Here is a 13,787-nt window from a genome sequence, read left to right on the forward strand (position 1 = left end):
TTTTGTAATCAAATATACAACAATGACCAAACAAGAAAAAGTGGATTTCGTAATTAAAACATTAAACGAACTTTATCCTACAATTCCTATCCCCTTAGAACATAAAGACCCATATACATTGCTCATAGCGGTATTAATGTCTGCACAAAGCACGGATGTTCGTGTTAATCAAATTACCCCACTTTTATTCGCAAAAGCTGACAATCCTTATGATATGATTAAACTTTCGGTTGAGGAGATTAGAGAGATTATCAAACCTGTTGGTTTATCTCCAATGAAAAGTAAGGGGATTTATGGTTTGTCACATATTTTAATTAACGAACATGGAGGTGAAGTTCCTCGAACTTATGAAGCATTAGAGGCATTGCCTGCTGTTGGGCATAAAACGGCAGCCGTTGTCTTATCTCAAGCGTTTGGTATTCCCGCTTTTCCGGTAGACACTCATATCCATCGTTTAATGTATCGTTGGAACTTAACTAATGGTAAGAACGTTGTGCAAACAGAAAAAGATGCCAAACGCCTATTTCCAAAAGAACTATGGAATGATTTGCACTTACAAATTATTTGGTATGGTAGAGAATATTCTCCTGCTAGAGGTTGGGATTTAGATAAAGATCCTATTACAAAAACCATTGGTAGAAAATCGGTTATTGACGATTATTACGCAAAGAAAAAATAACATAAGTACAAGGCATTGGTACAATAGTTGTGACTTAAGAGGAAACTCTTTTTATGAAATCAATCTACTCTATTGTGCTTGTTTTATTGGTTGCATCTTGTATTCCATTAAGAATAGCACCAACAATTAAAGATCAAAAAATCATGGTTGCTAAGAAGTTTAAACGGACCTTTCCTAAGGAATATGCCTTTATTTTTCAGGACCCAAAAGAAGCCAATGAATTTTATAATTATATCAATACTAAATTTAAATTAGATCATGTAGATGTCGATTATGATGTGCCTTTAAAGTTAGATGGACAGCAATATTTTTTATCCTTCTATGAGGCAGAAATACCAGATAAAGTATTAAACATATTCCCTATTGCTGTCGATGTTGCCCTAGACAGCAACAACATAGACCCTTTATTATCAGATCATTATGTTTACAGAAGCGATAACTGGTACATTGCTATAACTATTTTAGACAATGCATCTAATAACTGTTTAAAGCCAAATTATATTCATCGAGAATTGATTATAAATTATTTAAAAAGGCTTAAACAGGAATATCTAACGACCAGCAATTACACTGAGGTGTTGTTCAAGAAAAGGGCTATTGAAGATTAAATTTAGTTATTGTAAGTACCCAAGTTTACGAGTAGTTTTCTCTCCTATAAATTGCTGTATATGTCCATTATATGAAGAAATTATGGTATTAAATAAATCGTCAAAATAGCCAGCATAAGATTCAGGATTTTTATAAGTCACTTTAAACTCTTTTTCGCCATAAGCATGTTTTAAATAATAGGTGTTTCCTTTTTCTTTTCTAAAAATGACATGTATTAAAATGAGTTCTTCAGGAAAAGATTCTGGGGCTTTACAAACAGTTAGTCCAATTCCAAAGTGCCAATAGCTCTCTGGTGTTAATGTCAATGCTCCTAGTAATGATCCGTGAATTAAATCAAAATTGTTGTTTTCTTCTATTTTATATAGGGTAAACTGCTGATCTGGTATCGCATAATATGTTTTAAGCGACTTTACAAGTTCAATAGCAAAATTGTGACAGTTCTTTTTATAGGATTCAAAATTGCTCTGTGCCGTATCGTAGGCCGAACAAAGTTGGTGGAATTTCGTGTTTTTCATAGTATAGAAAGTATATTCAAAAAGTCGATTCTAACATAAATTACTTACAGCCACATATTATCTGTAACTTTTAATTTGCCTTTCATACTAATAGTTTATATAGAGAACAGTCCATGAAAATTAAATCTAACGCAGCTCCTCACGAAATATCTTCACCCTTTTTCAACTAAACAAAGAGTTTTGTGCAACTTTTGAGCGGTATATGGCAAAAAAAGGCGGATTGGTAAAGGGCAAATACAACGCTTGGTCCTTTTTAATATTTGGAAAAATTGAACGCCCAGAATCTTGGGATTTAATGTATAAAAAATCAACATTTACTAATTCTGGAAACCTATTACTTTCGGCAAAAAATCAAGGCCTCTTAACCATGGCAACTTGGAGTACAACAATAGCCAATAGTGGATTTCCTAGTTTCAGTATACGGAAAAGGAAAAAGCGAGATCTCCTAAGGATTTTGTTGAGTAAAAACGTGACTGCATTAAATATTGGAAAAGGCTATATACTAGAAGCAAAATCTGGAGTATTGAATCCTTCTTTTTATGATATGGTATTAGTTCTCAAACCTCTTTTTGAAGACAAAAAGATATATACTATTAATTTCAAAAAAAACAAATTAACAATAGAGCTACGCTCTGAAAACCATCATTTTGACGTGTTCGATAACATCCTAGACATCTTTAAAGCCAAAGCAAAAAAAAATCCTGAAGACTAACGATTCAGGATTTTTTCAAATTTAGTTTTGAAGTGCTTCAAACTTCAAATTATTACAATGTATAACACTTAAAGCCTTGGAATAATTCAAAAGAAAATCCACTGTCTCTTCTTTTGGGTTTAGGTTGTTTTGTTTTTGGGGACATTCTGAGTAAAGTTTTGCCATTTTACATTTTTTAGTTTGTTATAACCTCATAAACGCAACAAAACCTAACTTATTGTATTAATTTGTTAAAATAATATTATTCTTATCTATAACCTTTCTCAAATTAATGAGAGCATAGCGCATTCTTCCTAACGCAGTATTAATGCTCACACCTGTTCTGTCTGAGATTTCTTTGAAACTCATATCTTTATACATTCGCATTACTAAGACTTCTTTTTGATCTTTAGGAAGTTCTTCAATAATGCGTCTAAGGTCGCATTCTACTTGATCTTTAATTAATCGCTTTTCAGCATTTAACGAAGAATCTCCAAGTACTGAGAAAATATTAAAGTCGCCAGAATTATCAAATTTTGGCATTCTATTATTCTTTCTGAAATGATCAATAACCAAGTTATGAGAGATACGCATCACCCAAGGTAAAAACTTACCTTCTTCATTATATTTACCCATTTTTAAGTTTTTAATCACTTTAATAAAGGCATCTTGAAATATGTCTTCAGTGATATCTCTATCAAAAACCTTTGAGTAAATAAAACTGTAAATCTTTTGTTTGTGTCTGTGGATGAGGACTGATAGAGCACTTTCGTCTCCATTCATGTAGTTCTTAACTAAAACAGCGTCCGTGATAAGTTCGTGTCTCATAATAATTACTTTAAGGGCAAAGAATTTAATCTCAGCTTGGGGTTAAATTTTTTAAAGTAATATTATAATATAGGCTACTCGGTTTTAACTGTTTATGTTCTCAAATATAACAACAATCATTCCGAAATTCCAAAAAAAAGTACAAAACTTTAACATTTTAATGAACAATAATTCATTTTCTAAGCTTCATTAAAAGAACTATCTTTGCACTTTCTTATTCGCAACAACTCCTATGAACAGTAGTATTTTAGACCTAAATCCTAAAGAAAATATCATCATAAAAGGTGCAAAACTGCATAACCTAAAAAATATTGATGTGGTTATTCCTAGGAACAAATTAGTGGTTATTACTGGTTTATCAGGTTCTGGGAAATCAAGTTTAGCCTTTGACACCTTGTATGCTGAAGGTCAAAGACGTTATGTAGAGAGTTTATCTAGTTATGCACGCCAGTTTTTGGGGCGTCTCAACAAACCTAAAGTAGATCTCATTAAAGGGATTGCGCCTGCCATAGCAATAGAGCAAAAGGTAAATAGTACTAATCCGCGCTCTACCGTTGGAACAACAACAGAGATTTATGATTATTTAAAGTTACTATTTGCAAGGATAGGAAAAACCTATTCTCCAGTATCTGGTAATCTAGTAAAAAAACATCGCACAAAAGATGTATTAGCGCTAGTAAAATCTTTTGAAGAACGAGAAAAACTACTTCTCCTCTCTCCTATTGTTTTGGAGGAAGGGCGTTCAATGGCAGACAAACTTAACGTCTTAAATCAACAAGGTTATGCTAGAGTTCAACATAAAGAAAATGTCTTACGAATTGATGAAGCTCTAGAAAAAAAAATAAACAAAGATATTTTTTTAGTCGTAGATCGTATTGTTGTAAAACATGAAGAAGATTTTTATAATCGTTTAGCAGACGCCATAGAAACAGCTTTTTTTGAAGGAAAAGGCACTTGTATTATTGAGTCATTATCTGATAAAAAACGAACAGAATTCAATAATCGATTTGAATTGGACGGCATGACTTTCCTTGAGCCTAATCCGCACTTGTTCAGTTTTAACAACCCTTATGGCGCATGCCCAAAGTGTGAAGGTTATGGAGATGTTATTGGCATTGATGACGATTTAGTTATTCCAAATACGGGATTATCGGTTTATGAAAATGCTATCTTTCCATGGCGTGGTGAAAGTATGAGCTGGTATCGTGATCAATTGGTTAACAATTCACATAAATTTGATTTTCCTATACATAAGCCCTTTTTCGAATTATCACAAGAACAGAAACAACTCATCTGGGACGGTAATGACTATTTTGAAGGATTGCATTCATTTTTCACAGAATTAGAATCTAAGGCTTATAAAATTCAAAATCGTGTCATGCTCTCACGCTATCGTGGAAAAACAAAATGTAATATCTGTAAAGGGAAACGATTACGAGAGGAAGCTAATTATGTGAAAATTGCTAACGTCACTATTACCGATTTGGTTGAAATGCCTTTGGATAAATTAGCCGTCTTTTTTAAGGAATTGGAACTGGATGATCACGACACAACGATTGCTAAACGTCTCCTTAAAGAAATAAATAACAGATTATCCTTTTTGAGTAATGTAGGTTTAGATTACTTAACATTAAACCGAAAATCTAATACCTTATCTGGAGGTGAAAGTCAGCGTATCAATTTAGCAACGTCTCTAGGTAGCAGCCTAGTTGGATCAATGTATATACTTGATGAACCAAGTATAGGTCTGCATCCAAAAGACACAGAAAAATTAATTAAAGTATTACAGGCGCTTCGAGATTTGGGTAATACTGTAATTGTTGTTGAGCATGATGAAGACATCATGAAGGCTGCAGATGAGATTATCGATATTGGACCAGAAGCTGGAACTTTTGGTGGTGAAGTTGTAGCAACAGGAACTTATGAGGATATTTTAAAATCTGAATCATTAACCGCTCAATACCTTAACGAAACATTAAAAATTGAACTTCCTAAACAAAGACGAACGTCTAAATACTCTATTGAAATAAATGGTGCTAGAGAGCACAACCTACAAAATATAGATGTCTCTTTTCCTTTAGAGATGCTTACCGTTGTAACAGGTGTTTCTGGTAGCGGAAAAAGTACACTAGTAAAAAAGATCTTATTTCCAGCTGTGCAAAAGCAACTTACTGGATTTGGCGATAAACCAGGACAATTTACCGAACTAAAGGGTAATTTTAAAAACATTAAACACATAGAGTTCGTAGATCAAAACCCTATTGGACGATCATCACGATCAAACCCTGTGACATACATTAAAGCCTATGACGATATTAGAGCTTTATTTTCTAGCCAGAAACTTAGTAAAATTCGAAATTATCAGGCTAAACATTTTAGTTTTAATGTTGATGGTGGACGATGTGAAACTTGTAAAGGTGATGGTGAGGTTACAATAGAAATGCAATTTATGGCAGATGTTCATTTAACCTGTGAAACTTGCAATGGAAAGCGTTTTAAGAAAGAAGTTCTAGAAGTTACTTTTGAAGGGAAAAACATCGATGATATTTTAAGTATGACCATTGATGATGCTATAGCTTTTTTTGAACAACACAAAGTTTCAAAAATTAAAAACAAACTCCAACCATTACAAGATGTTGGTTTAGGCTATGTTGCATTAGGTCAAAGCTCCTCTACTCTTTCGGGAGGTGAAGCACAGCGAATTAAACTTGCATCCTTTCTTGGTAAAGGCTCTAAAAGCTCTAATGCTTTATTTATATTTGATGAACCAACCACTGGATTGCACTTTCATGACATCAAAAAATTATTGACATCATTTCAAGCCTTAATTTCTAAAGGTCATTCTATTATTGTTATCGAACATAATCTAGATTTGATAAAGTGTGCAGACCATATCATCGATTTAGGACCTGAAGGAGGCAGTCGTGGAGGTCAACTCATAGTACAAGGTACTCCTGAAGCTATTGTAAAAAATAAAGCATCAATTACAGGTCAGTTTTTAAAGGAGAAAATTTAAATCTATTCCACAGGAATAGGTGTTTCTATTTGCTTTCCATTTTTAAACTCTACTAAGACGCTTTTAATTGCATGATACATGCCATTTTGAAATGCATAATGAAATGACTTGTACTTGGATTCATCAAGGGTCACAACTGTAGTAATCGTTTTATAACCATTAGGCCCAGGAATATTGTATCGAAAGGCTCCTTTTAATTTTCCTATAATTTTATAGGCATCCTTGAGTTGATCATACTGTAAAATTTCATAACTACAATTAGAGTCTAAAGCACAAGCGCTCTTGTCATAGACCATTAATTCCTTTAATGAATCATCATTTAAATCGAACAAATAATAGCTTTTTTCAGGCTTCAGGCTATCTAAAGAATCCATGGCTTTTTTTAAATGTAAGTTCTTAGATTTTTGAATTTCTACTTGCTTGGGTTTATGACTCGCAACTTTATTTTCGACATGAGCGTTAGAATCCCTATTACAAGAACAGAGAGAACATACCAAAACAAAGAACATCAATCTTTTTACAATCATACTAGTAAAACATAAACGAGAATATCCCTACCACAAAAAAGGCTAAAGGAGCAACAAATAATAAGAACATAAATGTGGCTACACCACTCTTAAACCAGCTTAAAAACCAGCCTTGTCCATAAAAACGCTTTACTGCAAACATTAAATAAAAGAAGGTTGACAAAAATAGCAACCAATCTATCCAATCAGGAATATCAACAATAAGGTTGATTAAATATAAAATACAAAACGCGGTAAATAAAAATGAAAAGAAGTACAAACTAAAGACCAAATGATGTGAATAAGGCCCTTTTTTGTAATACAGAACTTTTAAAATAAGTGCAAAAATTGGCAATAAGAAAAATAAAGCTATAGGTAAACTATTGTATAAGGTGAGTAATATTGTACCAACGCCCTTTTCCTTGTACAATTTAAGCATCTGAGTATAGAATTTTCGCTTAAGAAACCCCGCATCATCAGGCATTCCCATTGCTCTTATAATCTCATCTTCCTTAGCTTCTATTTTAATTAAAGAGTCTACTTTCTTCTGGTCAAAATCAAATGTTAAGTTTGTATTTCGCGCTTCCTTTGCAGCCTCTGTTCTTATTATAGAATCTAAGACCTTTACATCCTCTTCATTAATTCCTAATGCTTTTTGATTATCCTTTATAGGTTTGGTTAGCCTTTCAAGTTGTAGTGAATCTAGTGCAGGTTTTTGTATACTATCTAAAGGAACACCCGATAAGGTTACGGCATTATTTTTTTGTAACTTTTTATTAAGTATATCCGTATTCTCAGTCACTGTAAATGAAAAGACAAAAAAGAAAATAAAGGCAACAAAAAGATACATCTGACCAGGATGTAAGTACACCAAACGCTTACCTTCAATAAACTTTTGAGGAAGAAATCCAGGTTTAAACATCAAAGGGAGAAACCCTCTTAAAAATCTAGCATCAAACGAAAAATAGTTGCTTATCGTGTTATAAAACAACACGCCCATGGTAAGGTCTTCTTCAGCTTTTTGCCCGCAATTAGGACAAAACTCAAACTGTTTATCTAACTCAGAATCACAATTTAAACATTTTGATATTTGGTCTTCCATATATTGGGTTGGTTAGTCAGATAAAAGTAATAAAAAATTGAATTCTACAGCTCGTTTTTCAATTGAAACATTTTCAAAACATTTTAAAAATCAAGCTAAATAATTGATTATTAGTCTTTTATAACTTTGGCACGCATATTGGTTTATTCAAATCAAATAGCGTAAGCCGAAAAGCTACAATTATGAGTAGGCAAAATTAAAACCTTATTACTATGAAAAAATTAGTACTACTTTTTACAGGATTGTTAATGGGATTAACATCTGTATCAGCAGCAGAAACAGTAACTGCAACACAAGGAGATGATTTTAATAATTCACGCTATCGTTTTGCAGAACCTATAGTGTTCATTGAGCGTGGTGTAGAATTTTTAATCTTTCCTGATGGAAGTTTCGATTTCAATACAGAATTCGGAAACAACGTATCAGAAACGTATTATAGAACCTCAAGAACTCGTAGAAGCTCTGTAAACACAACTTATGGTGCACCAGGAACAGTAAGCAGAGTGAACTACTCTACGCCTAGACCAAGAGGTGTTATCATTACACATGATAGTAATGGTCAAGTACGTAGAATTGGCAATGTATTTATTAACTATGATAGACGAGGTCGAATTAAACGTGCAGGATCTGTGTATATGAGTTATCAAAGAGGAAATGGTTTTCTTCGTCAGGTGGGCGGATTAAGAGTTAACTATAACCGTTGGGGAGAAATTGTACACATTAGTGGAATTGTAAACCATAATAACGCTACACTAAATTGTGGTGTTGGATCTGGAGTTGGTGGAAACCAATATGACGACTACGGATATGACGGCGATTATGATGACGATTTTTACTACTACAGAAAAAATGGTAAAGTAAAAAAACACAAAAAATCTAAACACAAGAAATATAAAAAATATAGAGATTAAAAAATCTTGATTTTTTTGGTTGGTTGTTCACATTATAAGTGAACATATATAAAATCCCGTTGGTTATCCCAAGCCTTCGGGGTTTTTACTTTACAAAACTATCCTCTATAAGTTGACGTAAATTATCGTTAGGAATCATATCAATGGTTAAATTCACACGTTCTGTATTACCCGCATTAATAACACGATGTTTATCGGTAAGTCTCAAATACCAACACTCACCAGGTTCCATTTCAACCGGTGTATCATTTAAATAAAAAGTAACATCATCATTTTTTACAATGGGAATAGTTAATCTTATAACAGAACGTTCTATTTCTAAACCTAGTGTTGGATCAGTATGCTCTTTAACTTCAGAGTGAGGCGCTAACCTCAATAACCTCACTAAAGTTACCGTTGTAATTTCCTTAAACGAATTTATAACATCCTTTAAATATGGAGAACTCATTAACGCTTTAGTATCTAACCAATCTGTCCACGAACCATCAGCATAGTCTGCCGCTGGAGGTGGTTTAGGTAATGACTCATCAACAATATGAGCGGGAGCTCTGAGTTGAATAACATTATAATATTCAAAATCAGCGGCTTGTAATGCCATATATTCATCAAACAACTTATTTGCATCAAAATGAAATGGCAACTTTACTCGATCATTAATTAATTGGGTGGGTTGTACTGTAGTCATATGTTTAGGACATGTAATTTCTATGCACTAAAATAAACGTCACAAACCATATTCTTATAGGTAGATTTACCTGTTTTTGCAACTTACTGAAAATCAATAAAATACATAACGTTAACATTTTTTGGCACACTAATTGTTTTATAATGAGTGTAATCAAAAATATTTACAATTATGAAACGAGTATTATCATTTTTTGCTGTATTGTTCCTAGTGGGAACAACAGCGCATGCAACAACCACCAACACAGTAGAGTCAAATGTATCACACAACTATGTTAGAGGTTATGGTAATTCTTTCATTTTTGTTGAAGGCGGTATAGAATTTTCCGTTTTTCCAGATGGTCAATTTGATTTTTATATGCAAAATTATGGGCCAAATGTTAACGTAGGGGTCAATACCGGAAACGTATCAATTAGCTTTAATAGTGGATATGATTATAACCCTTATGTTCAATATGATGATTATGGTGCTATCATTCAAATAGAAAACACTCCCATTTATTACGATTATTACGGACGTGTTTCGCAAGTTGGAAATGTCAACATCAATTACAATAGTCATGGACGTGTCGCTCGTGTAGGAGGCTTATTTGTTCATTATAACAGATACAGAACGTTTACACATTGTACAGGTTTTATTAATGTATATAACAGAGCATATGTATATAGACCTTGGCACACTTATTATGTGATACCTCCTGTAAACTATTGTGTTGTTTATGCTAGACCTTATAGACAATATTACTCACCTGTTAGGCATACATATTATAGACCATATAGAAATAATGTAAGACAGGCTGTTAGAGTTGGTAGTAGACGTGGAACAGTAGCAACTACTAGCCGTAGAGCTAACGAACGTTACAGACAAGAAGCAACAACTAGACGTAGTGTTGAAAGAAATACTACGCGCTCAACTCGAAGAGGTAATGACAGAAGTGTATCGGCTAACACCAGACGCACTAATAGATCTAATACACAAATAACCAGAGATGATAGTAAAGTAACAACGAGAACAACTCGAGGAACTAGAGCTACTGACAGAACAGTAAGAGGTAATAACAAAACAAATACAAGAACACAGAGAGATACAAGAATTAGAACTACTAATCCGAGGTCTAATTCAAAAACTAGAGATGTGACCAAACCATCTAGATCTGTGTCTAATAATAAAACGACAACTAGAAGTGTTAGAAAAAATTCATCGGTTAGAAAACCAAATTCATCTAATACTCGTATATCTAGTAACAAACGAAGCACTAGACCTTCTTCAACTGTGAGACAGTCAAGTAGTAGAAAAAAGTCTTCGGTGAGAACACCAAGTTCTAGAAATTCTTCCAAAAGTAGAAGCTCAAGAACATCAAGAGGAAGATCACGATCGTAACAATATAAATTTTTTGGTTGGTTAGTAGAATGTCCCGTAAGTAGTATGCCTCAAAGCACCTTATGGGACTTTCTCGTTTTAAACACCTATATCGCTTAGGTGTTTCTTTATTTTATTCTGAAAAATTGACGTACCTGATCGTTTATGTCTTCTGAAATTCGCAATTTATATATAGTAAAACCATATACAACTCCAATTGCTAAAGATTTCAGAGTTATATTGATAAAAGGGTTAAACGGAAAATCCCAAAAGTAAAACACTGCCACAATAAGAAGTAACAATAACGTGATTTTTAGTGTTCCATTGGTAAATGGAAGCATTCCAAATTTTTGTTTTACAAAATAAACTTTAATGGTATTGTAAATTACAATGGCTAAAAATGTTGCTAAAGCCGAACCATTTATGCCATACCTCGGAATCAGAATAAGATTAAGTACTATGGCGAGAATTGCCAAAATCACTCCAAATAACAAAACCACACGATAGTAATCACTATTAAATAAAATAGCATTATTATTTCCCAACAGGTTATCATACAGCTTGGCGACACTTATTAAAAACACCACAATTAAACCTCCGCTAAATTCTGGTGGAATAATAGCATACAATTCGCTAATATTTAAAACAATTAATAAAAATATAAAGCCGCTTACCACATAAAGCGTTAGTGAACTGCGTTTATACAAATCTTTAAGTTCGCTCTTGTTGTTTTCGTTTAAAAATTTAGCTGTAAGTGGCAATAATATTTGATGCATAGCGCGTTGTGGAACAGCTATAACAGTTGCTATAAACACTGCAACACTATAATGAGCAACGACAGAAATAGGCTCAATAAAGTTATTCAGCATCACTTTGTCTAAATCTAAAATGAGCGTTGCTATAGAACCAGCAATTATAATAAGAGATGAATACTTGAGAATTGAACTCAGCTTATCAATTTTATTAAATCGAAATACAGGCAATCGTTTGGTAAATGCATATAACATCATAACAAATGCTCGAATGACATAAACACCAACAATGCCTGTAAAAAATTGATCTATAGTAATTATATCAAAATAAATCAAAAACAATAACGTCATGGCGCCTACCCGATGAAAAACCTCTTTCATAAAATTACCAAACACTGTTTGCATTTGCACTTTTACCCAAGCATAGAAGACTTCAAAATAAGCCATAGCTAAAGCTGTAATGTAAATATACCAGAGATACCCTCTAACAATTTCATTTTTTTGAGATAAGATATCTGCGATCGCATCATATCCGAGGTATCCAACCAGAGCCACAGGAATAGACAACACCAAGGGCATTAACAGCATTAATGTTAGAAAACTGTTGAGTGAATTTTTGGTTTTAAATGTCGAATAAAATTTAACAATAGTATTATGAGCACCAAATGCCATAAGTGGCATCATAATATTTGCTGCTGATAGAATATAAGCAACCAATCCATAATAGTCGTCTGTAATAAAATTGGTGTACAGAAACAGTGCATTTATAGCTCCTATTCCGAAACCTAAATACGTGGTGATCGTGTTTTTAAAGGATTGATTAATAACAATTCCCATTAGATAATCTCAGACAAACGTTTGGTTAGCGACTTTCTACTATACTGTTCTAATCCAATAGCATGAACAGCCAAGGTATTAGATTTGTATGCTTCAAAATACGATAAAATTTGAGATTTAATAGTGTCCTTACCATCATAGTAAAAATAATGTCCTGTATTTGTTGATTTCAAAATAGCCTCTACATCAGAATCTGTTGGCCCAACCGCAATAATTGGTGTGCCAGATGCCATATACTCAAATAACTTTCCAGGAATAATAACTTTTGTGTCTTCTGAATCAATTTCGACCATAATTAATACACGCGAGGCCATTTGCTGTTTTATAGCGTCTTCATGAGACACATATCCCAAATTATCAATATAGTTTTCTAAACTGTTCTCTCGTAAGGTTTGTAACACATCTTCACTTACAACTCCTATAAGTTTTAATTGAAAGGCCTTCTCGAAATCGCTATGCTCCTCTAACAACTCACTAATAGCTTGCCACAATTCCTTAGGATTACGCTCTGAAAGCAATGATCCAATATGCGCCAAAGTAAATTTTTCATCTTTAGATGGTCGCTGTATATGATGGTTATCATAACCGTTTGTAATTACTGAAATTGGACGCTCTGTTTTAGATATAAACTCGTGTTTTGTATTCTTGCTGGTGACTATAATCTCATCGGCATAATTGAGAACAGTCTTTTCTAATTGGTTATGTTTTTCTTCAGAAGGTTTGGTGAGTTTTAATTTTTTGTGATACCCTATGGTTGTCCAAGGGTCTCTAAAATCGGCAAGCCACTTGACCCCTAATTGTGCTTTAAGTTGACATCCAATTAAATGTAAACTGTGCGGTGGACCAGTGGTTATAATAGTATCAATATTATTGTCCTTTATAAGCTTTGTAAGGTATTTCACTGAAGGTTTTACCCAATTTTTACGAGCATCAGGAATAAAATAATTGCCACGAACATACAACAATAACTTTTGGACAAAGGACTGTTTTTTTTCCTTTGGAATCACCCCTGAACTAATCTGTTTAGCGTTTTTTTTGGAAAGCATACTAGCAAACCGATAAGGCTCGCTAATGGGGTGTTTTATAATTCTAATGCCTTCTGGAATCTCAACAAGTAAACTTTCGTCAACGATGGGATAATTGGGGTTTTCTGGGCAGTAGACTATCGGTTCTACTCCAAATTCGGGCAGATATTTAACAAACTTCAACCATCGCTGTACACCTGGACCTCCTGCAGGTGGCCAATAGTAAGTAATGATAAGAACTTGTTTCTTCATCCGATTAAATTTTAAGAGTA

Annotated in this window: 14 protein-coding genes; 6 read left to right on the forward strand and 8 right to left on the reverse strand. The window is 33.4% G+C overall.

The genetic code is table 11. The features are described from left to right. The first annotated feature begins 22 nt into the window (after positions 1–22). Both nth and Q0893_RS09610 read left to right on the forward strand, forming a co-directional pair. Positions 23–679, forward strand: a complete 657-nt coding sequence (gene nth, locus Q0893_RS09605; RefSeq protein WP_299274854.1) for an endonuclease III — start codon at positions 23–25, stop codon at positions 677–679. A 53-nt stretch (positions 680–732) separates the two neighbouring features. After that, positions 733–1,287: a hypothetical protein gene (locus Q0893_RS09610; protein WP_299274857.1), complete on the forward strand. Its 555-nt coding sequence runs from the start codon at positions 733–735 to the stop codon at positions 1,285–1,287. A gap of 6 nt (positions 1,288–1,293) precedes the next feature. Here Q0893_RS09610 and Q0893_RS09615 read toward each other — a convergent pair whose 3' ends face one another. Continuing rightward, complete coding sequence (locus Q0893_RS09615) at positions 1,294–1,803, reverse strand: hypothetical protein (RefSeq protein ID WP_298902016.1); 510 nt, start codon at positions 1,801–1,803, stop codon at positions 1,294–1,296. A gap of 202 nt (positions 1,804–2,005) precedes the next feature. Between Q0893_RS09615 and Q0893_RS09620 the strand changes: the two genes are divergently transcribed. Continuing rightward, positions 2,006–2,515 carry a hypothetical protein gene (locus Q0893_RS09620; protein WP_299274860.1) on the forward strand — a complete coding sequence of 170 codons (510 nt, stop codon included), beginning with the start codon at positions 2,006–2,008 and terminating at the stop codon, positions 2,513–2,515. A 21-nt stretch (positions 2,516–2,536) separates the two neighbouring features. On the opposite strand, the gene Q0893_RS09625 is transcribed toward Q0893_RS09620, so the two are convergent. Continuing rightward, positions 2,537–2,680: a hypothetical protein gene (locus Q0893_RS09625; protein ID WP_172827448.1), complete on the reverse strand. Its 144-nt coding sequence runs from the start codon at positions 2,678–2,680 to the stop codon at positions 2,537–2,539. A 57-nt stretch (positions 2,681–2,737) separates the two neighbouring features. Then, entirely contained in the window at positions 2,738–3,322 is a 585-nt protein-coding gene (locus tag Q0893_RS09630; RefSeq protein ID WP_298902022.1) for a sigma-70 family RNA polymerase sigma factor, read from the reverse strand. 232 nt (positions 3,323–3,554) lie between these two features. Here Q0893_RS09630 and uvrA point away from each other — a divergent pair, with 232 nt between their 5' ends. Beyond that, positions 3,555–6,338, forward strand: coding sequence for an excinuclease ABC subunit UvrA (gene uvrA / locus Q0893_RS09635; RefSeq protein ID WP_299274865.1), 2,784 nt, complete (start codon positions 3,555–3,557; stop codon positions 6,336–6,338). Positions 6,339–6,340: 2 nt separating this feature from the next. On the opposite strand, the gene Q0893_RS09640 is transcribed toward uvrA, so the two are convergent. Continuing rightward, positions 6,341–6,865, reverse strand: coding sequence for a hypothetical protein (locus Q0893_RS09640; RefSeq protein WP_299274868.1), 525 nt, complete (start codon positions 6,863–6,865; stop codon positions 6,341–6,343). Position 6,866: 1 nt separating this feature from the next. Next, the gene (locus Q0893_RS09645) at positions 6,867–7,946 is read right to left on the reverse strand and encodes a DUF3667 domain-containing protein (protein WP_298902025.1); all 1,080 of its coding nucleotides are present in this window, start codon (positions 7,944–7,946) and stop codon (positions 6,867–6,869) included. Positions 7,947–8,158: 212 nt separating this feature from the next. Between Q0893_RS09645 and Q0893_RS09650 the strand changes: the two genes are divergently transcribed. After that, entirely contained in the window at positions 8,159–8,857 is a 699-nt protein-coding gene (locus tag Q0893_RS09650) for a hypothetical protein (protein ID WP_298902026.1), read from the forward strand. 85 nt (positions 8,858–8,942) lie between these two features. On the opposite strand, the gene Q0893_RS09655 is transcribed toward Q0893_RS09650, so the two are convergent. Then, positions 8,943–9,542 carry an aspartyl/asparaginyl beta-hydroxylase domain-containing protein gene (locus Q0893_RS09655; protein ID WP_299274873.1) on the reverse strand — a complete coding sequence of 200 codons (600 nt, stop codon included), beginning with the start codon at positions 9,540–9,542 and terminating at the stop codon, positions 8,943–8,945. Positions 9,543–9,713: 171 nt separating this feature from the next. On the opposite strand from Q0893_RS09655, the gene Q0893_RS09660 reads away from it, so the two are divergent. Beyond that, on the forward strand, positions 9,714–10,922 hold the full coding sequence (locus Q0893_RS09660; protein ID WP_299274876.1) for a hypothetical protein: 1,209 nt from the start codon (positions 9,714–9,716) through the stop codon (positions 10,920–10,922). Between the two features lie 107 nt (positions 10,923–11,029). Here the strand turns inward: Q0893_RS09660 and Q0893_RS09665 are convergent, their stop codons facing one another. Both Q0893_RS09665 and Q0893_RS09670 read right to left on the reverse strand, forming a co-directional pair. After that, a complete protein-coding gene (locus Q0893_RS09665; protein WP_299274878.1) occupies positions 11,030–12,490 on the reverse strand; it encodes a polysaccharide biosynthesis C-terminal domain-containing protein in 1,461 nt (486 codons plus the stop codon). Beyond that, complete coding sequence (locus Q0893_RS09670; protein WP_299274881.1) at positions 12,490–13,767, reverse strand: glycosyltransferase family 4 protein; 1,278 nt, start codon at positions 13,765–13,767, stop codon at positions 12,490–12,492. The genes Q0893_RS09665 and Q0893_RS09670 overlap by 1 nt, the downstream gene beginning before the upstream one ends. Positions 13,768–13,787 lie beyond the last annotated feature (20 nt).

It is taken from the genome of uncultured Psychroserpens sp., assembly GCF_947494225.1.
Taxonomy (GTDB): Bacteria; Bacteroidota; Bacteroidia; order Flavobacteriales; family Flavobacteriaceae; genus Psychroserpens.